This is a genomic window from Marinobacter sp. R17, from assembly GCF_003789045.1.
Lineage (GTDB): Bacteria > Pseudomonadota > Gammaproteobacteria > Pseudomonadales > Oleiphilaceae > Marinobacter_A > Marinobacter_A mangrovi.
The window spans coordinates 342290-363151 of sequence record NZ_RHGZ01000001.1; the positions used below are offsets into that span (position 1 = coordinate 342290).

Genomic DNA, 20862 nt, shown 5'->3' on the forward strand with positions numbered 1-20862 from the left:
TCGCGCGATCACTGCGGGGTCTCCAGACACAATAGGGATACCATGTCGGCCCAGGCGCCATTGCATGAATTTTCAAAATTCAAGGTATTGCTGATCGAACTGGCACTCGCCATGGGCGGTTTCGGGATCGGTACCGGTGAATTCGCCATCATGGGGCTGATGCCCAACCTGTCCAGTGACCTGGGCGTCAGCGAACCGGAAGTCGGCCACCTGATCAGCGCCTATGCACTGGGCGTTGTGGTGGGCGCACCGCTGCTCGCCATCCTGGGCGCGCGGCTGTTCCGGCGGCATCTGCTGATCCTGCTGATGGCGTTTTACGCGCTGGGGAACGTCGCCAGCGCCCTGGCGCCAGGTTATGACTCACTGATGGTTTTCCGCTTTATTGCCGGCCTGCCCCACGGGGCCTATTTCGGGGTCGCCGCGCTGGTGGCCGCCTCGCTGGTGCCGGTCAACCAGCGCGCCAAAGCGGTCAGTCGGGTGATGATGGGGCTGACGCTGGCGTTGTTGATCGGCAACCCGCTGGCCACGGTGCTGGGCCAATCCCTGAACTGGCGCTACGCCTACATGTTTGTCGGCGGCATCGCCGCCCTGACCGCGGTGCTGGTGTTTTTCTTCCTGCCCCTCAACCGGGACGAACCGCGCAATAGCCCGCTGCATGAAGTCCGGGCCTTCCGCGGCGCCCAGCTCTGGTACGCCCTCGCCATCGGCGCGATTGGCTTTGCCGGTATGTTCTGCGTGTTCAGTTACCTGGCGCCCACCCTGTTGAACGTGACAAAGGTGGAACCGTTCTGGATCCCCATCGCCCTGGCGGTGTTTGGGTTGGGCGGTTTTGTCGGCAATATCCTCGGCGGCTGGCTGTTTGACCGCCTGCAGTTCCGCTGCGTGGGCCTGCTTCTGATCTGGGCCATCGGCATGCTGTTGCTGTTCCCGCTTGCCACGGGATCGGTGTGGAGTCTGCTGCTGATCTGCTTCCTGGTCGCCCAGATGTCCGCCCTCGGGCCGGCGCTGCAAACGCGACTGATGGACGTGGCCGATGAAGCCCAGACGCTCGCGGCCGCGTCTCACCACGCCGCATTCAACGTGGCCAACGCCCTTGGCCCCTGGCTTGGCGGCATGGCGATTACCGCCGGTCTGGGCTGGCAGTCCACCGGTTACGTCGGTGCGGTCATGGCCGTTGCGGGGCTGGGCATCTTCATGATGGCCTGGCGCCATGAGAACGGCGCGCAGCTGGTGGCGGAACCCGACTAGTCAGTCGCCGTCTCAGCCTCCGGTCAGTCGGGCCTGGGCGGCCGTGCCTGCCGACGGTGACTCGTGCAGCGCGGCCAGCACCGCCGGATCGCGGTCGTAGATGTCCGGCCGGAACTGCAGCGTTCCGGTACCATCGACCCACGCCGTCCAGTACTGCAGGTGTATCGGCATCGGGTTGTCGAGCAATACCGTCGTGGTCTTGCGGGATGCCAGCACGGCGGCGATGCGAGCGTCGTCCCACCCGGGTTTTTCTTTCAGCAACAGATCGGCCAGTTCCAGCGGATCCTTGAGCCGAATGCAACCGGAACTGAAGGTCCGCGCCGTTCTCTGGAACAGCTCCCGCGAGGGCGTGTCATGCAGGTACACGTCGTACTTGTTGGGAAACATGAACTTCACCTGCCCCAACGCATTCTGCGTCCCCGGCGCCTGTACCAGCTGATACGGCAGGTTCCGGGCGGACACCCGGCTCCAGTCCACGGTTGCCGCATCCACACGGCGCCGGTCGGCACCCCAGCCTTCGTAGACTTCAAACCCCAGACGCTCCAGATAGCCCGGATCCTTCAGGATCTGTGGCAGCTTGTCCTGAAGAATCAGCTTGGTGGGCACGGTCCAGGTCGGGTTCAGGACCAGGTAACGGATCTGATCACTGAACACCGGCGTGCGCCGATAGGGCTGCCCGACAATCACCGGCTTTTGCATCACCACCTGATTGCCCTTCACAACTTCCATTTCGAACGCTGCGATGTTCACCAGGACGTAACGCAGCCCCAGTCTGTCCGGCAACCAGCGCCACCGTTCCATATTGAGGTCTACCCGGTCGAGCCGCTGTGCCGGGCTCAGGTTGACCATCGCCAGGGTCTTGCCGCCAATGATGCCGTCGTCCGTCAGCCCATGCCGGCGTTGGAAGGCGCGGATCACCGGTTCAAGCCGGTCGCCAAAGACATCCGCAACCGGCTCGTCCGCCTCCGCGTCACTGAGATCCCCCAGTAGGCGCAGGCGTTGCCGGATGACGGGCAAACGGTCATCGCGATCCCCTACCTCAATGGACGGTCCGGCGGGAATCGGCGGCCACTCCATGTTGGCCATGGCCGCCAATCGGCGTGGGCACTGCGTAAGGCCTGGTAGCCCGTCTGGGTCGGTCTCAAGGCGTCGACGGTGGCCACCAGGTTGCCGCTATCCAAAGCCTGGGACAGCATCTGGTAGAGCTCGCGCTGATGCCTTTCGGCCTGCCATTCGGGGTCGGTCGTTTCCGGATCGACTTTACCATCGAGCAGGTGCGACGCCAGCAACAGGAAGCTGTCGGAAAGCAACAAATCCCGATCCGCCAGGGCCTCCTGGGAGTGTTCTGTCTCGCTGTCCTGTTGCAGCTCGGCCAGTGCCCTGGCGTGGTAGTCGTCGGGCATCAGACCGTCGCCGGCGATACCGGCCAGCACGCTCATCCAGTCGTCTCGCAGCTCGGGCCGGGTCCGGGCAGGGGTGTAGCCGCGAGATTCGTAGAAATCGCTCAGTGCGGCGGTCGCAACCAGGGGCTCACCACCGGCGGCCACCGTATAGCCCGCCTGAATCGCTTCCAGCCGCTGCCGTAACATCTCGTCTGCCCCGGCCGGTGGAACCAGCCCCACGATGAGCAGCACCACAACAACACTTGCCGTTAATCCTTTGTACATCCAACAACTCCGTTTACCGGCCCCCATGGTTACCGTTGCCTGTCGTCCCTGACCGGGCATCCGCCCGGATCTTGCCATTGCGTTACAGCATAGCGGGACCCTTAAAGCTCGCCAATCGATTAAATCCTATTGTCCAACAATCAATAATCTTAATATTTCAGTGATTTGATCCAATAGTGTGCGGCTGGTCATGAATCCGGCAATCGGAACGGATTGGAGGTATACGCCTGAAACAGGCCGGTGTAAAAAATAAAGAAAAAGATCAAAAAACGACCAACACGAAACAGGAAGTTCAAGTCCATGACCTCGCTACCTTCTTCTTCGACGGTACTGCATGATGCCTTTTCGCCAAACGAAGATTGCGACGGCAACCTGACCCTGGCGGATTGTCAGGCCCTGCTGGCCCGTTACGGCAGCCAGTCCAGCGCCTATTTCACACTGCAACAGGACACACCGCGCTTCGGCGCACGCAGCATCGGATTCATTGCCTACCGGGTCGTGCGCATTCCCGGGTTCCGGTTCAATATCGTTTTCGCCAATCCGGTCTGCGATCCCAAAGCGCGTTCCTGGCTGCTCGGCCGTTTCCTGAAACAGGTGCCCGGCCGCCATCTGTTCGTGGGGATCGATGCCGCGGTCAGCCGGGATCTTGCCACGTTGGGGTTCCGCATCAACGAGTTCGGCACCGAATTCAGCATCGACCTGACCGAATTCTCACTGGCCGGCAAGCACAAAAAGCAGTTGCGCCATGCCGCCAACCTTCATAAACGCAGTCCGGTGACGGTTCAGGAACAGGCCTGGGACGAAGTGGACGCCTACCAGGTTGCGACCATTTCCAGCCAGTGGCGCAGCACCAAGGCCGTGGGAACCCGGGAACTCAGCTTGCTGACACGCCCGCCAGTCATGAGCGAGGAATGGGGGGTCCGCAAGTTCTACGGTTACCTGGACGGCAAACTGGCGGGCTATGTGTTCTTCGACCCCTATTTCCGCGACGGCCGTGTGGCCGGCTACACCGCCAACATCCTGCGCCAGGATCTGGAACGGGCCCCGACCGGCCTGCTCGACTACATCATCCTGCAGGCCATGGAGCGTTTTCGTGAGGAAGGCGTCAACGAAGTCTCACTGGGCATTGCCCCGCTCTACAACATCGAGGCAATGAGCCATGACCGCCCCATGATCCGCCGGGTCGCCCAATTCCTCTACAACCGCGGCAACCGGCTTTATGCCTTCCGCGCGCTGGGTTACCACAAGAGCCGTTACCGGGCTCGCGAAGCCAAGTGGTACATCGCGACCGACAGCAGCTCGGTACTGGGTATCGCCTGGTCGATCCTGCAGGGCACCGGTGTGCTGTCCCTGTCGACCCAATGGGCCAGCGACACGGCCCTGAGACTCTGACGGATTATTCAATCACAGCCGGTCCGGGCCTCGCCCCGGGCCGGTGCAATGTCCGCAAACGCAGCGAGCAGAAGCCAGACCCGCATGGTGTCGCTGAGCCCGGCATCGACGCACACCCGGCCGCTCCGGGCATCCCGGCTCTCCCCGCCTCTAACCGTTCCATCCCGAAAAAGATCCATGACCTGACGGCTGCGTAACTTTAAAGAACCAGGGACGTGAGTAGACTGGTCGGAACGGCTGAACGCCGCCAGCCCAGCTATGCTGGGTAGATGTCCTCAAGTGTTTTCCTGCAACACGGCAGTCGGGAAGACTCGCCGGCTTGGTCTGTCATGCGAATGCCATGTCGGCGACGGTTAATGACATAACCTCATTTACCCCACGATGCCCCTGCAAAGGAGTGCACCATGCCGACACACAGCGAGCTTGCTGATCGGGAGATCTCTACCCGGCTCCAGAATGCGCTGCACGCCGAATACGATGATGTCCGCAGTCGCTTTGAGCGCTATTGTGCGCCACTCGAAATCGAAGACTACGGCCTCCAGGCCGTGCCGGAAACCAGCCCCGCCAAATGGCACCTGGCCCACACCACCTGGTTCTTCGAAACTTTCCTGCTCAAGCCCTTCCTCCCCAACTACACGCCGTTCCATCCGCGCTTCGAGTATCTGTTCAACTCCTATTACAACGGCGTGGGCGATCCGTTTCCCCGGCCGCAGCGCGGCTTGCTGTCGCGGCCCACGGTAAAGGAGGTCTATGCCTACCGGCATGCCGTCGATACCGCGATGCACGAGCTCCTGAGCCGCGACCTCCCGGACCGTGCCACCGTTGCGGCGCGCACGGAACTGGGCCTGCAACATGAGATGCAGCACCAGGAACTGTTTTTCACCGACCTCAAGTACAACCTCGCCCGTAATCCGCTGTTTCCGACGTATACCGAGGCGCCGGCCGTTGAGGATGCCTCTCCGGCAGCGGAACTCGCCTGGCATTCGTTTTCCGGCGGTATTCGCCAGATCGGGACGACACCACAGGATGGCTTCTGCTTCGACAACGAGACGCCGCGTCACCGGGTCTTCCTCGAGCCCTTCCAACTGGCCAGTCGACCCGTGACCAACGCCGACGTACTGGCCTTCATGCGCGACGGCGGTTATCACCAGTCGTCTCTCTGGCTGGCCGACGGCTGGGCCCACATCCAGACCACCGGCACCACGCAGCCGCTCTACTGGGTCCGCCAGGACGACGCCTGGTTCGAGTTCACGCTGCATGGCCTGCAACCGCTCGACCCGGACGGCATCGCCTGCCACCTGAGCGGTTACGAGGCGGATGCGATTGCCCGCTGGTTCGGGGCCCGCCTGCCCACGGAGTTCGAATGGGAGTATGCGGCACAGGAAGAAGCCGACGCCGCCCGCGACACGGCCCACTTCGTCGAGCGGGGCCGCTATCACCCGGGCCGGGCCGACATTCACACCCTGTTCGGGAGCATCTGGCAGTGGACCAGCAGCGCCTACGGTCCCTATCCCGGCTACCAGCCGGCTCCCAGGGCCATCGGTGAGTACAACGGCAAGTTCATGTGCAACCAGCTGGTGCTTCGCGGCGGCTCCTGCGTCACCGATCGGCGCCAGGTGCGCTCCAGCTATCGAAACTTCTTCTACCCACCGGATCGCTGGCAGTTCAGCGGTTTACGTCTGGCCCGGAATGGAGGCTGAACCGTGCCCAATACCGCCACCGCTATCGACCCGCGCATTACCTACACCAACATGCACCCGCCCCGGCACGATCTGGTTGCCGAGGTACTGAGCGGCTTCAACCAACCCCAGAAAACCCTGAGCCCGAAGTTCTTCTACGACGAGCAGGGCTCGCAGCTTTTCGAGGCCATTACGGAGCAGCCGGAGTACTACCCCACCCGCAGCGAGCGCATGGTGCTGCGCAACAAGGCCGGCGAAATTGCCGATCATCTGGGGCCGGATGCGACGCTGATCGAGCCCGGCTGCGGCAGCTGCGAGAAAGTCCGCCTGTTACTGGATGTCCTGCAACCGGCCCACTACCTGGCGATGGATATTTCCGCCGACTTCCTGCTGAACTCGGCCGGAGAAGTCGCCCAGGCCTTTCCGGACCTGGATATCCAGGCGGTGTGCGCCGACTTTTCGCAGCTGGATAAGTTGCCTTTGCCCGACAGCTCAGGTCGCCGGGTTGTCTTCTTCCCGGGATCGACGCTGGGCAATTTCAGTCCCGCCATGGCACAACGCTTTTTGTCTGCGGTGCGGCATCTGGTGGGCGACGACGGCGGCCTGCTGATCGGGGTGGACCGGCACAAGGACACCCGCATACTGGATGCCGCCTACAACGACCAGGCCGGCGTCACCGCGGCGTTCAACCTCAATGCCCTGACCCACCTGAACCGCATCCTGCCCGCCGACTTCGACACGAACCGGTTCAGTCACCGGGCGTTCTACAACACGGACGCGCGACGGATCGAGATGCATCTGCGCAGCGAGTGCGACCAGATGGTCCATTGCGCCGGCGAGGCCATCACCTTTCGCGAGGGGGAAACCATCCATTCGGAAAACTCCTACAAATACACCCACGACCAGTTCGACCGGCTGGCGCGGACCACCGGGTTCCGGGTGGAATCCGAGTGGAGCGATGCCCAGTCCCTGTTCTCGGTCTACTTCTGCCGGGCTATGCCGCTCTGACAGGGACGGGATGGCCTGCGCGGATGCCGGCGGAGATCCGCGTGGGCCATTGCCATTCCGTAAGACGGGTTGAGACAAGCCCGATCCTGCACCACAGTGATAGTCAGAGAGTCTTTTTTCAGAGGACGTTGTCGCGTCCTCGGTTCGACGATCTCACGAAGGGGGTGCTTATGAAGATCTCATTAACGACCCTTGCCCTGGCATTCACAGCGAGCCTGCTGGCGATGCCGGCTCTGGGCGCCGGTGACGCCGCCACCGGCGAACCGGCGCAGGAAAGCAACTCCCACATCTGGGGGCTGGGCATGGATCGCGGCGCACTGGACCAGACCACCTTCGAACAACTGGACACCAACGACGACGGCGTGCTCAGCGGCGATGAGCTGACGCCTTATGGCGAGAGTGCGGCCGGCGGAGCGAAGACGTCTTCCGGCGATGCCCCCTCCTCGCTGCTGGAGAAACACGACAGCAACGACGACGGGGTGGTCACCCGCGAAGAGTTTAACGGCGACAAATAACCGCAGAGCGGCCCAGAGCAGAGCTTGCCGGGAGGTGCCCACACACATGGAACAGGCTGAACTGGAACGACGGGCCGGTTGGAAGAAGTCCCCGTTGCTGGGGATTGCGGCGAGCATCGTGTTTGTCGCGATCCTGCTGGCGATCCTGTACGCCCTGGGTATCCATGAACGGGTGGTGGATCTGCTGCAATGGTTCGACGCCCAGGGCGCCTGGGCACCGCTTCTGTTCATCCTGATCATGGCCGCGGTGATGGTCCTGCTGTTGCCCGGGGTCCTGTTCACCACCGGCGCCGGTTTTGTGTTCGGCGTCTTCAAGGGCACGGTCTACGTGGTCGCCGGCACGGTGCTGGGCGCCTGCCTGGCGTTCCTGATCGCCCGCTACCTGTTTGGTGAACGGGCGCGTCAATTCGTCATGACCCGGGCACACTTGCGGGTGATGAGCGACGAAATGACACCCAACGGCTGGAAGATCGTCCTGCTGACGCGGCTGATTCCATTCTTTCCCAGTAAGCTGTCCAACTTCTTTTTCGGGCTGACTCATTTCTCGTTCCGCGGTTTCTTCTTCGGTTGTCTGCTGGGCTACATCCCCTTCTCGCTGCATAACGTGTATCTCGGCTCGCTGGCCGCCGACCTGACGACGCTGGGCGTTCGGGAGACCGGGCGCACCCCGCTGGAATGGTCGATCTACGGCGCCGGCTTCGTCGGCACGGTGATCGCCGTCATCTACCTCAATCGGCTGGCCCGCCGCGCCCTGGCCCGCTATACCGAACAGGAAGAGATCGTGGAGGACACCCCGTGAGTTGGCTCAAATGGCTTCCCTGGCGCTTCGTGGTGCGCTACGTGGCCCGCAAGCATGGTTTCCTGGACCCGATTGGCCTGCTGGCGCGCCTGCACAAATTCGCGCAACCTTCCGAAGTCGGCGAACCGATCGAGCTGCTTCGGGCCGGCGTGGTCTTCCATGCCCGGGGGCTGATCAACAGCCGCGTCGTGCAACACAACCTCGATTGGGTCTGGCCTTACTGGATCGAGCGTCAATTCGACCCGCTGGATGCCTCGTTCGTGCCGCGCGCCTTTTCCATCACCCACATCAACCTGACGCATCGCAACTGGACCGCTATCGGTCATCCGGACTGCGACGAGCTGCCAGTCGTCGATCCCCGCGGCCTGCTGACGCCCTTTTTCGACAGCTGGTCCCTGGACGGCTGGCTGCTGGCGAAAGACGGGCGCTGCCTGTTGCCGTCCCGCCTGAGGGACTGCAAACAGTGGCAATCCCTGGACGACGGCGTCAGCGTGACCACCGACAGCGCCCTGAATGGCCTGCGCCTGACCAGCCACGCCTGGGTGACCGTCGAAAACGGCGTACCGGTGTGCAAGTTGCGCCTGCGGGCCCATGCCGACTGCGATACCAGCCTGGTCCTGTCCCTGCGCCCTTATAATCCCGAGGGGATCAGCTTCATCCACAAGGTACAGCTCTCAGACGACCGCAATGCCTGGATCGTCGACGGCAAGCGTCACGTCACGTTCAGCAAGCCGGCCAACACGCACCACGTGTCCGATTACCGGCAGGGGGATGTGCATATCCACCTGGAGGACCGGGATGACCAGACCCGCGGCGTGTGCGACGTGGGCATGGTGACCGCCGCCGCCCTGTTTCCGGTCAAGGCGGGCGAAACCACCGAAGTCACGGCCAGCGTCCCACTGACCGATCAGACCGCCCGCCTGCCTTCCCTTCACGCCTGGCGCGAGGAACGGGAAGATCACGCCCGGCTGGAGTGCCCGGAACCCCGCTACCAGTTCCTCTATGACGCCGCCGTCGCGTCGCTGATCCTGCATTCACCGGACGACGTCTACCCCGGCCCCTTCACCTACAAGCGCTTCTGGTTCCGGGATGCCGCGTTCATCATCAATGCCTTGCTCAACCTGGGCCTGACCCGGCGCGCCGAACGGGCGCTGGCCCGCTTCCCGGAGCGCCAGACGCCACGGGGCTATTTCCGCTCCCAGGAAGGCGAATGGGACGCCAACGGCGAGGTGCTGTGGATCCTCAAGCAGTATTTCGACCTGACCGGCCAGAAGCCTGACGCCCACTGGCTGGACCCGATACGCCGCGGCGCCCAATGGATCATCCGCAAACGCCTGGACGACAACCTGGACGCGCCCCATGCCGGTCTGTTGCCCGCCGGTTTCAGTGCCGAACACCTGGGGCCCAACGACTATTACTTCTGGGATGATTTCTGGGGCATTGCCGGGCTGCAGGCGGCGGCCGAGCTGACCGCCGAGCGCGCCCCGGAGGACAGCCACTCTTTCCGTCAGGGCGCTGACGATTTCACGCGCGCGGTGGACCGCAGCCTGGTACGTTGCCAGAACCGGTTGGGTCGCCTGGGCATGCCGGCTTCGCCCTATCGTCGCCTGGATGCGGGAGCGATCGGCTCGCTGGCGCTGGGCTATCCGACCCAGCTTTGCGAGCCGGATGATCCCCGCCTGCTGGATTGTGTGGAATTCCTGCTGGAGCGCTGCTTCGTCAACGGCGCCTTTTACCAGGACATGATTCACTCCGGGCTGAACGCCTATCTCACCCTGCATGTGGCACAGGTGCTGCTGAGGGCCGGCGATCCCCGTTACCTGGACCTGATGGACACCGTCGCCGACCTGGCCTCACCCACCGGACAGTGGCCCGAAGCCATCCACCCCGGCACCGGCGGCGGTTGCATGGGGGATGGCCATCACGTCTGGGCCTCGGCCGAATGGGTGTTGATGGTCCGCAACTGCTTCATGCGGGAAGAAGGCGACCGGCTGATCCTGTGCGCCGGCATCCCGTCGCGCTGGCTTGAGCAGTCGCAGCCGATCCGGTTTGGTCCGGCACCCACACGTTTTGGCGCAATCACCATCCGGATCGAGCCGGGGGACGGCAGGCCCCGGGTCAGCTGGACCGCCGACTGGCACGACGAGGCACCGGAAATGGCAGTGGAGATGCCTCAACATCATCCGGTGCTGGTTCCGGCCGGGGCGGGTTCGGTTCACCTGGACCGCCAAGGGCAACCGGCCTGAGCGGGCCAGCCAGATTGAACCGGGGGCGAGCTGACCCGTTGCATTGCCCGGCCACGTCACGCAAGCTCGCAGAATCATGCCGGTCGCACTCAGGAACCAGACCATGCCCATTGATCGTGAGAAACTGGCCGCTCTGGCCGCCCAACATGGCCCGACAGGTCACCGTTTCCGCAATATTGAACCCACGGTGAGCCATGGTCTGGGCGACTTCCTGCGCTGGCAACTGGGCCCCGGCCGCCGCTTTCCCAAGGGCAAGCGTTACAACGTGCTGCGTCCGGACGCCCACCGCCTCAACCAGCCGCCAGAAGCGCCCCAACTGACTTGGCTGGGGCACGCTTCGTTCCTGTTCCAGTACGGCGGGATTAATGTGCTGACCGATCCGGTTTTGTCCGAGCGCGCCAGTCCGTTCACCTTTGTCGGCCCCAAGCGCTACACACCACCGCCGCTGGACGTGGCTGCCCTGCCCACCATCCATCGCGTACTCATTTCCCACAACCATTACGACCACCTGGACGAAAACACGGTGCGCCAGCTGCACCGCCGCTTCGGCGACGCCCTGTGCTTCTGCATTCCGACCGGTTTGCGTCCCTGGTTCGAGAAACGCGGCATCCAAAACCTGGTGGAACTGGGCTGGTGGGAGTCCCGGGTGCTATCGGACGACGACGAGGTGTTCTTTCTCCCCACCCAGCACTTCAGCGGTCGCGGGCCACGGGATGGCAACGCCACGCTGTGGGGCAGCTGGCTGATCGAGATAGACGGTTACCGGCTGTATTTCGGCGGCGACACCGGGTACGGCGGTGTCTTCCGCCAGATTGGCGATCTGTTCGCACCGATCGACCTGGCGCTGCTGCCGATCGGTGCCTATGAGCCACGCTGGTTCATGTCGCCAGTCCATGTGTCACCGGAAGAGGCGGTGCATATCCACAAGGACATCGGCGCTCAACAGTCCGTCGCCATGCACTGGGGTACGTTCGTGCTGACCGATGAGCCCATGGATGAACCGCCTCGCCGCCTGCAGCAGGCCCTGGAGGGCCAAGGCGTCGCCGAGGCGGATTTCCGTGTTATGCAGCATGGGGAGACGCATGCGTTTCCGGCCGAGGTCAATCAGGATCGTGAGACCGGAACACTGGCCGATGGCGCAGCCTGATCGCGGCGCCGTGCTCGTCAGCTGACGTCAATCGGCAAACGCATCGACTCCTGCACTTCTTCCATGACGATGTAGCTCTTGGAGTTCTTCACCCCCGGCAGGACCAGCAGCATTTCCCCCAGCAAGGCCCGGTACTCGGACATATCGCTGATCCGGGCCTTGATCAGGTAGTCCGCGTCCCCGGAAACCAGGTGACACTCCAGCATGAACGGCAGTTTTTCCACCGCTTCGTTGAATTTCTCGAAGGCGTCCCGGGATTGGTAGGACAACGAGATCTCCACGAACACCAGCATCGAGAATCCCAGCAGGTCCGGATTGAGGCGGGCGTAATAGCCTTCGATATAGCCGTCTTTCTCAAGCCGGCGAACCCGCTCGATACAGGGCGTTGAGCTGAGTCCGACCCGCTCGGCCAGGTCGACATAGCTCAGGCGGCCATCGTCCTGCAAGGCGGCGAGAATGCGACGATCCAGACGATCGAGGGTGCGTTTTTTCTTATCCGTCGGCACAGCTTGACTCCAGAGGGTAGGCATTGGCCCGGGGTAAAGACGATTACCCGGAGGTTTCGCCTGCCATCATAACCGATAGCAGATGATTTCACTGGACCGGTTCGGTTTATCCGGCATTTTCATGCCGTTACCTGTACTAGAATAGGGCCAACCCTATCCCCAATGATTGAGAGGAGCCCACCATGTCCGAGATCGAACGCATCCACTCCACCGAGCGTATGAGCCGCATCGTCAAGCACCAGGGTGTCGTCTACCTGTGCGGCCAGACCGCCGGAGACGAGGCCTGGGACATCCGCGAGCAGACGGAACGCTGTCTGGGCAAGATCCGGGACCTGCTCGAAGAGGCCAACAGCGGCGTCGACCGGATGCTGTCCGTCACCATCTACATCCGCGACATGGCCGACTTTGCTGCCATGAATGAGGTGTGGGATGCCTGGTTTGCCGACCTGCCCAAACCCGCCCGCGCCTGTGTCGAAGCGCACATGGCACGGCCGCCGATTCTGGTGGAAATGTCGGTCGTTGCTGCCGAGAACAGCTAAGCCCCCTCTTCAGCGCCCACCGCCTGCCCAAGGGTAGGCGGCTTGCCTGCCCTCTGTGCGTCTGCCTTGTCCTTCCCTCTAACCCAAAAGCGCTATCAACTAATAAAATTATTTTTTCCAGTTAATAGCACTGCAAAATAACTTTTTTTGAAGCTTTTTCATCCAACACTTCCATTAGAATTCCGTTAAAGACACGGCAACCAGGTTGCTATCAGGACAACGATGGGAGTGCATGGGCGATGAAAATTGCGGTTCTGGGAGGCGGCGTAGCGGGCGTATCCACGGCCTGGTACCTGGCTCAATCCGGGCATGAGGTGACGGTCGTCGAGCGGCGTGAGACGGTGGCGGACGAAACCAGCTTCGGCAATGCCGGCATGCTGTCCTTCGGCTACACCAGCCCCTGGGCCGCGCCCGGTGTGCCGTTCAAGGCGATGAAATGGATGATGCAGGACATGGCGCCCATCCTGGTCAGCAAAAGCTCCCTCAATCCGCGTACCGCCGGCTGGCTGTTCCGCATGCTGGGGCAATGCAACGAGCAGGCCTACCAGATCAACAAGCAGCGGATGCTGCGCATTTCCGAGTACAGCCGGACCTGCCTGGCCGAGCTGACCCAACAGGTCCCGCTGGACTTCGATCACCGCAACCGCGGCACGATCGAATTATTCCGCGATCAGCAGAAAATGGATTCCATCGGCGCCGATCTGGCGTCGTTGCGGGCCTGCGGTGTGGAACACGAGGTGATCGATCATGCCGGCTGCATTCGCCATGAACCCGCCCTGGCCAACGTACCCGACAAGTTCGTGGGCGGACTGCGCTTTCCGCAGGACGGCACGGGCGACTGCAACAAATTCACCAAGGGGCTGGCCCGGCACTGCGCTGAGGCCGGTGTTGAGTTCCGGTTCAACACCACCATCGAGGCCCTGGAAACCGATGGTGATCGCATCAGCGGCGTACGCACCTCCCACGGAACGATCCAGGCCGATGCCTTTGTGATGGCGCTGGGGAGCTACTCCCCGCTGTTGCTGAACCCACTGGGCTTCCGCCTGCCGATTTATCCCATCAAGGGCTATTCCCTGACGCTGCCGATTCTGGACGCCGATCGTGCCCCACAATCCACCGTGATGGACGAAGCGTTCAAGGTGGCCGTCACCCGCTTCGATGACCGCATCCGGGTGGGCGGTACCGCCGAGATTGCGGACTTCGATCTCAGCCTCCAGGAAAAACGCCGTAAGCCGACCGCTTTCGTCGTGAACGACCTGTTCCCGGGAGCCGGCGATCTGGACAACGCACGTTTCTGGTGCGGCCTGCGCCCGATGACGCCGGACAGCGTGCCGGTCATCGGCGAGACGCCCCTGCGCAACCTGTACATGAACACCGGCCACGGCACCCTGGGCTGGACCATGTCGCAGGGATCGGCCCGGCTGGTCGCCGACATCGTGAACGGACGGACTCCGGATATCGCGACGGACGGTCTGACCATCCAGCGTTATCTGTCTTAAGGCCGTCGCATCCAACACTCATCGAACCATTGAGGTAATCCCATGGCCAGACCGGCCGTTGCCGAGATCGACCTGGACAGCATCCGCGCCAACTTCCGCCTGGCCGCCTCACTGGCGCCGGACAGCAACACGCTGGCCGTCGTCAAAGCCGACGCCTATGGTCACGGCGCCACCCGGGTCGCCCACAGCCTGGCAGATCAGACCAAAGCGTTTGCCGTGGCCTCCATTGAGGAAGCCGTCGCACTCCGCCAGGCCGGTATCCGACACCCGATCCTGCTGCTGGAAGGCTTCTTCGAAGCCGGCGAACTGGACGTCATCGCCCGTGAGGGGTTCTGGACCGCCGTCCACAGCGCGGAACAACTGGACCAGATTGAGCTCGCCTCAGTTTCGATGCCGCTGACGGTCTGGCTGAAGGTGGATACCGGGATGCACCGTCTGGGATTCACACCCGATCGGGCCGTCGCCGCCTATCAGCGCCTGCAGTCGCTACCCCAGGTCGGGCGCGTCGTGGTGATGAGCCACCTGGCCAACGCCGATCTGATGGCCTCCCGGGGGATTTCTGTGGCCAGTCAGATCGAGCGATTGCCGGCGGCATTGAGAGCGCCAGGGGTGGAAACCAGCGTGGCCAACTCCGCCGGACTGCTGGATCACGAACCGGCCCGGCGGACCTGGCAGCGGCCGGGCATCATGCTCTATGGCGCATCGCCCCTGGAGCAGGACAACGGCCACAGCCGCCAGCTCCAGGCCGCGATGACGCTGAAAAGCCGGGTCATTGCCACCCGTTGGGTCGAACCGGGCGAACAGGTCGGTTATGGCGCGCGTTTCGTGGCCACCCGACGCTGCCGCATTGGCACGGTGGCAATGGGCTACGCCGACGGCTATCCGCGCCAGGCGATCGAAGGCACGCCGATCCTGATCGACGGAAAGCGCGCCGCACTGGCGGGTCGGGTGTCCATGGACATGCTGACCGTGGACCTGACCGACCTGCCAGAGACCGGCACCGGCAGTGATGTGGAGCTCTGGGGCAAACACCTGAGCGCCAACGAGGTGGCGGCCTGCTGCGACACCATTGCCTATCATCTGTTCACCGGCGTCACCCGGCGGGTGCCGCGGGTGTACCGGGGCGATTGACGGAGGCTCCCGCCGCACCAGTCCGTCAGGTGCCGGGCCCTGTCGCCTGCTGGGCCTTGAGTCGTTCCCGCAGGAAATCCACAAACTGGCGTACCCGCACGGGCCGTGGACCGGTTCCCGGATACACGGCGTTAAGGGGAACCGAGTCGCCGCGCCAGTCGCGGAAGGCCGGTTCCAGGCGACCCGCCAGCAGGTCTGCCTTGACGTCCAGCTCGCTCTTGTAAGCCAGGCCGACGCCATCCAGTGCCCAGTCCCGCACGATGGAACCATCGTTGCTGGTGCAGTCACCGCTCACCTCCACCACCACGGTGTCGCTGCCGCGCCGGAACGACCAGCGCCGATAGGCGCTGCCGCCGAAAAAATAGGTGACGCAGTTGTGATGGGCCAGATCCTGCGGATGGCTGGGCCGGCCATGGCGGGCAAAGTAGTCCGGCGACCCCACCACGATGCGGCGGTTGTCCAGCAGACGACGGGCAACCAGGGCGGAGTCCGGCAGCTCCCCGTAGCGAATGGCCAGATCCAGCGGCTCGGACACCAGATCCCGCATGGAATCCCCCGCCTGCAGGATAAAACGCACCTGCGAATGCAGGCCCCGGAATTCATCCATCAGCGGACGCAGCCACTGCCGGGCAAAATCCACCGGCGCCGTAAAGCGGATTTCACCGCTGATTTCGGCGCAGTCATGACTCACCGAATGCCGCGCCTCGTCGATCAACGTGAGCCCCGGCGCCACCCGTTCGCGAAACAGCAGCCCTTCCGGCGTCAGGCGCAGGTTACGTGTGTTGCGCGCCACCAGCCGCACACCCAGCTCCGCCTCCAGCCGTTTGAGGCTGGCACTGGCGGCTGCGGGCGAGCGTTCCAGGTTGCGGGCCGCCGCGCTGAGCGAGCCCAGCCGGGCCGCCTCCACGAACAGTCTCAGATCTCCAAGATTGGTCATTTTCAAATTCTGTTTGAAAGTGTTTTATCGATTACCCCAATTATCAGACGCCCTTCCAGCCAAGACAATAGCGTTCATCATTCATTGCGCATTGCGAAGGACACGGATAAGCACACCATGACCTCTAACCCCTACACACCATCCCCGCGCCTGCCTATTGCGTTGCTGGCTCTCACCGTCGGCGCTTTCGGCATTGGCGTCACCGAATTCGTCATCATGGGTCTGCTGATGGACGTCAGCACCGACCTGGACGTCACGATCTCTTCCGCCGGCCTGCTGATTTCCGGCTACGCCCTGGGTGTGGTCGTCGGCGCACCGGTGATGACCACGCTCACGGCCGCCTGGCCGCGCAAGCTGACCCTGTTGATCCTGATGGTGGTCTTCACCCTGGGCAACGCGGCCTGCGCCTTGGCGCCCAACTACGAAGTCCTGATGGTGGCCCGCGTCATCACGGCGTTTGCCCACGGCACCTTCTTCGGCGTCGGATCGATCGTGGCCACCGGGCTGGTCGCACCGGAACGTAAGGCGTCGGCCATCGCGGTCATGTTTACCGGCCTGACGGTGGCCAACATCCTGGGCGTACCGTTCGGCACCTGGCTGGGCCAGACCATCGACTGGCGCGCCACCTTCTGGGCCGTCACCCTGGTGGGCGTCGCCGCGCTCGCCGTCATTGCCCTCTTCGTCCCGAAAGACCGGGAAGCCCCGGAAACACCTGATTGGCGGGCCGACCTACGTGCCCTGAGCCGACCGCCGGTCGTGCTGGGGTTGCTCACCACGGTGCTGGGCTTTGGCGGTGTATTCGCGGTGTTCACCTACATCGCCCCGATCCTGACGCAGATCACCGGGTTTGCAGCCTCGACCGTCTCCCCCATCCTGCTGGTCTTTGGTGGCGGCCTGATCATCGGTAACCTGTTGGGAGGGCGTCTGGCCGACCGCCACCTGGTCGCCACAGTACTCGGCAGCCTGCTGGCGCTTGCCGCCACACTGGGCCTGATGACCTATGCCATCCAGAGTCCATGGCTGACCGTACTCTTCGTGGGCCTGATGGGCGTGACCGCTTTCGCCACCGTCGCACCACTGCAGATGTGGGTGTTGTCAAAAGCCGAAGGGGCCGGTCAGAGTATGGTCTCCAGTGTCAACATTGCCGCCTTCAACCTGGGTAATGCCCTGGGTGCCTGGCTGGGCGCCGCCGTCATCGATCAGGGACCGGGCCTGGCGGCACTGCCCTGGGTCGCCGCGATCATCCCGCTGGCTGCGGTGGCGACGGCCCTGTTCAGCCTACGCCAGGAGAGCCGCCGGACGAGCCCCGAACTTTCATTCGACTCGGCCTGTCCGAGTGATTGATTCACCCTGAAACCTGAACACCAACCTGAAAGGAGTCTGCTATGAACATTGATCTTCTGGGCAAAGTCGCCATCGTCACCGGTTCCACACAGGGCATCGGTCTGGCCATCGCCAAGGGCCTGGCAGGCAGTGGGGCCACGGTTGTGGTCAACGGTCGCAAACAGGCGGCGGTGGATGCCGCCGTGGCGAAGGTTCAGGAAAGCGCGCCCGGCGCCGAAGTCCGTGGGGTGGCGGCCGACCTGGGCACCGCCGAAGGCTGCCAGGCGCTGGTGGAAGCCGAGCCGACCGCCGATATCCTGGTCAACAACGTGGGCATCTTCGGCCCTCAGGACTTCTTCGACACGCCCGACGACGAGTGGCAGCGGTTTTTCGACGTCAACGTGATGTCCGGCGTGCGCCTGTCACGGGCCTACCTGCCAGGTATGGAGAAGAAAGGCTGGGGTCGGGTGATTTTCCTGTCCTCGGAATCGGCGCTGAACATTCCGGCGGACATGATCCACTACGGTTTCACCAAGACCGCCAACCTGTCGGTGTCCCGCGGACTGGCCAAGCGCATGGCGGGCACCGGTGTCACTGTGAACTCGGTACTGCCCGGGCCCACGATGTCCGAAGGCGTGGAAGGCATGCTCAAGGAGGCAGCCGAGAAGTCCGGCAAGAGCGTTCAGGAAACCGCCATCGACTTCGTCAAGGCCGAGCGCCCCAGTTCCATCATCCAGCGCCCGGCAGAGGTGGATGAAGTCGCCAACCTGGTGGTGTATGTGGCCTCGCCCTTGTCGTCTGCCACCACGGGCGCGGCCCTGCGGGTGGATGGCGGCGTCGTGGACTCGATCGCCTGATGAAACCCGGCCACTTTCTGCCCTGCAGGACGGAAAGTGGCCGCGTCCCATCGAGTTCATTCTTTAAACTGATGGGACACGAGTGTCCCGTCTGGGTAATTCGCTGATCTACTGAGCGCCTGAACGCTTTGAGAGCAAGGCGCGGTAGCGAAGGTTTGGCGGCCGGCGCTCCGGTGGTTCCAAATCGAGCTGCCGCAACACCGCTATCAAAGCGTTCAGGCGCTCCCGAAGGGCGCACCGCTGACGCCTCTGGACCTGCGTTGCCAACCCTGGATGTGGAACCACCACACCGGCGGGCTGGCGCCTTGGCCAGAGACGTCAGCGGTACGCAGTAGGTCAACGAATTACCCAGACGGGACACTAGACCCCCAACACCAGCGACGCCGACGCCAGCAGCGACGACACGGTGCGCACGTGGTTCCACCGGGTCCAGCGGGCGCGATAGTCGGCCCAGACGATATCGGCTTCCAGGGAATCGGCCGGAACCCGCGCCAGGCGGTTGTTCAACGGCACGTTGCAAATCAGCGTGATGCCCAGGCTGCCCACCAGGTACAGCACGCCCCCGAGCACCAGCCACACCGTATCGCCCCGCCAGGGTACGGCGATCATCATCAGCGCCAGACAAAGGGCGCCGGTCCCGAAAAACACCCCCAGGAAAACCGGATTCACGATCACCCGGTTGATCCGCTGCATCGCCGCCACGCCGTCGGATGGGGCCAATTGGCCCAGGGCATCCATCACGGCGACGGAAAACGCGAAAAACAGGCCGGCAATCAGGCCGCAGCCCATCGCCGTCACCACCGTCAGCCCTATAACGAACGACACAATAGCTCCTCCCTGATTCCTCCCATCGGGACGTGGAGTCGTCCCGATCTCCCAACAGTCTGTCCTGCGGCGCGTACGGTCCTGCCGAGACTCCGGCGTAGATTAGACCCCGTCAATGACGTCTGCAGGAGATGCACCATGAACGCGCCACACACGCTCAAAGCTCGACAGGTTACCTTTGATCTGCAGGACAGTCCGGTCCACTGGCTCCCGGACGATCCTTTCTCGTCACAGATGATCAACGGCGTCCATCTCCTGCTGCCTGCCGGCGAACTCTGGTTCTGCCGGGTCTTCAACAAGGCCCTGCCCCTGGTCACCGACGACCGGCTGCGCGAGGAGGTTCAGGGCTTTATCCGCCAGGAAGCCTCCCACGCGCGCGCTCACGATGCCGGTCAGGCAGTGCTGGCCGACAATGGATACGACGTGGATCTGATATTGAAGCGGGTCCACTGGCTTTTCAACCGGTTGCTTGGCGACACACCGCTGGGAGTGACGCGCCTGAAGCGCCCCTCCCTGGAAAAGCGCTGGCTGATACTGCGCGTTGGGTTGGTCGCTGCCATCGAGCATTTTACCGGCCTGCTGGGTGACTGGAGCCTCAACACGGACGGTTGGGACAATGGCGACCCTGATGTGACGGCACTCTTCCGCTGGCACCTGGCCGAGGAAGTCGAACATCGCAGCGTCGCCTACGATCTCTACGCTCACCTGTGCGAGAGTCAGCTGGGCTTCTACGTCAGCCGCCAGGCGCTGATGGCGATTGTGTTTCCCCTATTCGTGCATTTCCTGGTGGATGGCTACCGCGGCCTCGCCCGCCAGGATGCTGAGGATCGGAATGCGCGCTTGGGGCGAGCCTCTCTCCTGCGCGTGCTCTGGGAAGTCGAAAAAGTCGGCCGTCAAAGCCGGCGGGTGCCCACCTTCAGTACCCTGGTTCAGGGCACATTGCGCTGGATGCGTCCGGGGTTTCACCCGGAGTCGGAAGGCGATACCCAACAGGCCCTGGCGGTGTTGGCGCACTACCCGTTGAAGCAGGCAGCCTGAGTCCCTCTCGACGGGACCGGGAAATTCTTACACTATGAGCGGGCAATCCCTTTTCACCCAAGCAAGGAGCCCGCCTTGTCACTGACGACGCCTGCGCTGCTGTTTCCCGCCATTTCCCTGCTGCTTCTGGCCTACACCAACCGGTTTCTCGTGCTGGCGCAGCTGATTCGCCAACTGAAGCAGATGGAGACCGAGCGGGAATATGAAATCCTGGCGCGCCAGATCGGTGGATTGCGCAAGCGCATCACATTGACCAAACGCATGCAGACCTGCGGGGTACTCAGTTTCCTGCTATGCACCATTTCCATGTTCGCGCTGTTCATGGGCGCCCACTGGCTGGGTGTGGTCTGCTTCGGCATCAGTCTGGTGCTGCTGTCGCTGTCGCTGCTCTACTCGCTGTACGAGATCATCATTTCCACCAACGCTATCAATGTGGAACTGGAGGATTTCGAGGCGCGACATCGCTCCACGTCCACCCCTTCCTGAGCCAGAATACGGATAAAAAC

The 20862-nt window shown here is 63.0% G+C and carries 21 protein-coding genes; 15 read left to right on the forward strand and 6 right to left on the reverse strand.

What is annotated here, in order from left to right:
- The first annotated feature begins 42 nt into the window (after positions 1–42).
- Positions 43–1248: an MFS transporter gene (locus EB809_RS01655; RefSeq protein WP_123632885.1), complete on the forward strand. Its 1206-nt coding sequence runs from the start codon at positions 43–45 to the stop codon at positions 1246–1248.
- Between the two features lie 12 nt (positions 1249–1260).
- Here the strand turns inward: EB809_RS01655 and EB809_RS01660 are convergent, their stop codons facing one another.
- Entirely contained in the window at positions 1261–2334 is a 1074-nt protein-coding gene (locus EB809_RS01660) for a murein L,D-transpeptidase (RefSeq protein ID WP_123632887.1), read from the reverse strand.
- A complete protein-coding gene (locus EB809_RS01665) occupies positions 2283–2915 on the reverse strand; it encodes a hypothetical protein (RefSeq protein WP_123632890.1) in 633 nt (210 codons plus the stop codon). The genes EB809_RS01660 and EB809_RS01665 overlap by 52 nt, the downstream gene beginning before the upstream one ends.
- A gap of 300 nt (positions 2916–3215) precedes the next feature.
- Between EB809_RS01665 and EB809_RS01670 the strand changes: the two genes are divergently transcribed.
- A complete protein-coding gene (locus EB809_RS01670) occupies positions 3216–4307 on the forward strand; it encodes a DUF2156 domain-containing protein (protein ID WP_123632892.1) in 1092 nt (363 codons plus the stop codon).
- A gap of 8 nt (positions 4308–4315) precedes the next feature.
- Here EB809_RS01670 and EB809_RS20905 read toward each other — a convergent pair whose 3' ends face one another.
- Entirely contained in the window at positions 4316–4486 is a 171-nt protein-coding gene (locus EB809_RS20905; protein WP_190294801.1) for a hypothetical protein, read from the reverse strand.
- Positions 4487–4711: 225 nt separating this feature from the next.
- On the opposite strand from EB809_RS20905, the gene egtB reads away from it, so the two are divergent.
- The 6 genes from egtB (at position 4712) to EB809_RS01700 (ending at position 11701) form a co-directional block, all read left to right on the forward strand.
- Positions 4712–6007: an ergothioneine biosynthesis protein EgtB gene (gene egtB / locus EB809_RS01675; protein WP_123632894.1), complete on the forward strand. Its 1296-nt coding sequence runs from the start codon at positions 4712–4714 to the stop codon at positions 6005–6007.
- A 3-nt stretch (positions 6008–6010) separates the two neighbouring features.
- On the forward strand, positions 6011–6994 hold the full coding sequence (gene egtD, locus EB809_RS01680) for an L-histidine N(alpha)-methyltransferase (protein ID WP_123632896.1): 984 nt from the start codon (positions 6011–6013) through the stop codon (positions 6992–6994).
- Between the two features lie 170 nt (positions 6995–7164).
- The gene (locus EB809_RS01685) at positions 7165–7509 is read left to right on the forward strand and encodes an EF-hand domain-containing protein (RefSeq protein ID WP_190294802.1); all 345 of its coding nucleotides are present in this window, start codon (positions 7165–7167) and stop codon (positions 7507–7509) included.
- A 46-nt stretch (positions 7510–7555) separates the two neighbouring features.
- Positions 7556–8308 (forward strand): TVP38/TMEM64 family protein, encoded by a 753-nt coding sequence (locus EB809_RS01690; RefSeq protein WP_123632899.1) that lies wholly within the window; start codon positions 7556–7558, stop codon positions 8306–8308.
- A complete protein-coding gene (locus EB809_RS01695; RefSeq protein WP_123632901.1) occupies positions 8305–10554 on the forward strand; it encodes a hypothetical protein in 2250 nt (749 codons plus the stop codon). The genes EB809_RS01690 and EB809_RS01695 overlap by 4 nt, the downstream gene beginning before the upstream one ends.
- A gap of 103 nt (positions 10555–10657) precedes the next feature.
- Positions 10658–11701 (forward strand): MBL fold metallo-hydrolase, encoded by a 1044-nt coding sequence (locus EB809_RS01700; RefSeq protein WP_123632903.1) that lies wholly within the window; start codon positions 10658–10660, stop codon positions 11699–11701.
- Positions 11702–11718: 17 nt separating this feature from the next.
- On the opposite strand, the gene EB809_RS01705 is transcribed toward EB809_RS01700, so the two are convergent.
- Positions 11719–12207: a winged helix-turn-helix transcriptional regulator gene (locus EB809_RS01705; RefSeq protein WP_263316955.1), complete on the reverse strand. Its 489-nt coding sequence runs from the start codon at positions 12205–12207 to the stop codon at positions 11719–11721.
- Positions 12208–12389: 182 nt separating this feature from the next.
- On the opposite strand from EB809_RS01705, the gene EB809_RS01710 reads away from it, so the two are divergent.
- From EB809_RS01710 to alr, 3 genes are all read left to right on the forward strand, one after another.
- The gene (locus tag EB809_RS01710) at positions 12390–12746 is read left to right on the forward strand and encodes a RidA family protein (protein ID WP_123632907.1); all 357 of its coding nucleotides are present in this window, start codon (positions 12390–12392) and stop codon (positions 12744–12746) included.
- Between the two features lie 239 nt (positions 12747–12985).
- Complete coding sequence (locus EB809_RS01715) at positions 12986–14245, forward strand: D-amino acid dehydrogenase (protein WP_123632909.1); 1260 nt, start codon at positions 12986–12988, stop codon at positions 14243–14245.
- Between the two features lie 42 nt (positions 14246–14287).
- On the forward strand, positions 14288–15376 hold the full coding sequence (gene alr, locus EB809_RS01720) for an alanine racemase (RefSeq protein WP_123632911.1): 1089 nt from the start codon (positions 14288–14290) through the stop codon (positions 15374–15376).
- 25 nt (positions 15377–15401) lie between these two features.
- On the opposite strand, the gene EB809_RS01725 is transcribed toward alr, so the two are convergent.
- A complete protein-coding gene (locus EB809_RS01725) occupies positions 15402–16313 on the reverse strand; it encodes a LysR family transcriptional regulator (RefSeq protein WP_123632913.1) in 912 nt (303 codons plus the stop codon).
- 117 nt (positions 16314–16430) lie between these two features.
- On the opposite strand from EB809_RS01725, the gene EB809_RS01730 reads away from it, so the two are divergent.
- Positions 16431–17657, forward strand: coding sequence for an MFS transporter (locus tag EB809_RS01730; RefSeq protein ID WP_223807762.1), 1227 nt, complete (start codon positions 16431–16433; stop codon positions 17655–17657).
- Positions 17658–17698: 41 nt separating this feature from the next.
- On the forward strand, positions 17699–18493 hold the full coding sequence (locus EB809_RS01735; RefSeq protein ID WP_123632915.1) for an SDR family NAD(P)-dependent oxidoreductase: 795 nt from the start codon (positions 17699–17701) through the stop codon (positions 18491–18493).
- 360 nt (positions 18494–18853) lie between these two features.
- On the opposite strand, the gene EB809_RS01740 is transcribed toward EB809_RS01735, so the two are convergent.
- Positions 18854–19318 carry a DUF1772 domain-containing protein gene (locus tag EB809_RS01740; protein ID WP_223807763.1) on the reverse strand — a complete coding sequence of 155 codons (465 nt, stop codon included), beginning with the start codon at positions 19316–19318 and terminating at the stop codon, positions 18854–18856.
- A 138-nt stretch (positions 19319–19456) separates the two neighbouring features.
- On the opposite strand from EB809_RS01740, the gene EB809_RS01745 reads away from it, so the two are divergent.
- Both EB809_RS01745 and EB809_RS01750 read left to right on the forward strand, forming a co-directional pair.
- On the forward strand, positions 19457–20356 hold the full coding sequence (locus EB809_RS01745; protein ID WP_123632917.1) for a metal-dependent hydrolase: 900 nt from the start codon (positions 19457–19459) through the stop codon (positions 20354–20356).
- A 75-nt stretch (positions 20357–20431) separates the two neighbouring features.
- Entirely contained in the window at positions 20432–20842 is a 411-nt protein-coding gene (locus EB809_RS01750) for a DUF2721 domain-containing protein (protein ID WP_123632918.1), read from the forward strand.
- The last annotated feature ends 20 nt before the right edge of the window (positions 20843–20862 follow it).

Excerpts from the sequence above, each read along its gene's own strand:
- EB809_RS20905 (WP_190294801.1), bottom strand. The coding sequence starts at position 4,486 with ATGGATCTTTTTCGGGATGGAACGGTTAGAGGCGGGGAGAGCCGGGAT.
- EB809_RS01710 (WP_123632907.1), top strand. The coding sequence starts at position 12,390 with ATGTCCGAGATCGAACGCATCCACTCCACCGAGCGTATGAGCCGCATC.
- egtB (WP_123632894.1), top strand. The coding sequence starts at position 4,712 with ATGCCGACACACAGCGAGCTTGCTGATCGGGAGATCTCTACCCGGCTC.
- EB809_RS01745 (WP_123632917.1), top strand. The coding sequence starts at position 19,457 with ATGAACGCGCCACACACGCTCAAAGCTCGACAGGTTACCTTTGATCTG.
- EB809_RS01730 (WP_223807762.1), top strand. The coding sequence starts at position 16,431 with ATGACCTCTAACCCCTACACACCATCCCCGCGCCTGCCTATTGCGTTG.
- EB809_RS01690 (WP_123632899.1), top strand. The coding sequence starts at position 7,556 with ATGGAACAGGCTGAACTGGAACGACGGGCCGGTTGGAAGAAGTCCCCG.
- EB809_RS01660 (WP_123632887.1), bottom strand. The coding sequence starts at position 2,334 with ATGGCCAACATGGAGTGGCCGCCGATTCCCGCCGGACCGTCCATTGAG.
- alr (WP_123632911.1), top strand. The coding sequence starts at position 14,288 with ATGGCCAGACCGGCCGTTGCCGAGATCGACCTGGACAGCATCCGCGCC.
- EB809_RS01700 (WP_123632903.1), top strand. The coding sequence starts at position 10,658 with ATGCCCATTGATCGTGAGAAACTGGCCGCTCTGGCCGCCCAACATGGC.
- EB809_RS01655 (WP_123632885.1), top strand. The coding sequence starts at position 43 with ATGTCGGCCCAGGCGCCATTGCATGAATTTTCAAAATTCAAGGTATTG.
- EB809_RS01725 (WP_123632913.1), bottom strand. The coding sequence starts at position 16,313 with ATGACCAATCTTGGAGATCTGAGACTGTTCGTGGAGGCGGCCCGGCTG.
- EB809_RS01670 (WP_123632892.1), top strand. The coding sequence starts at position 3,216 with ATGACCTCGCTACCTTCTTCTTCGACGGTACTGCATGATGCCTTTTCG.
- EB809_RS01665 (WP_123632890.1), bottom strand. The coding sequence starts at position 2,915 with ATGTACAAAGGATTAACGGCAAGTGTTGTTGTGGTGCTGCTCATCGTG.
- EB809_RS01735 (WP_123632915.1), top strand. The coding sequence starts at position 17,699 with ATGAACATTGATCTTCTGGGCAAAGTCGCCATCGTCACCGGTTCCACA.
- EB809_RS01685 (WP_190294802.1), top strand. The coding sequence starts at position 7,165 with ATGAAGATCTCATTAACGACCCTTGCCCTGGCATTCACAGCGAGCCTG.
- EB809_RS01715 (WP_123632909.1), top strand. The coding sequence starts at position 12,986 with ATGAAAATTGCGGTTCTGGGAGGCGGCGTAGCGGGCGTATCCACGGCC.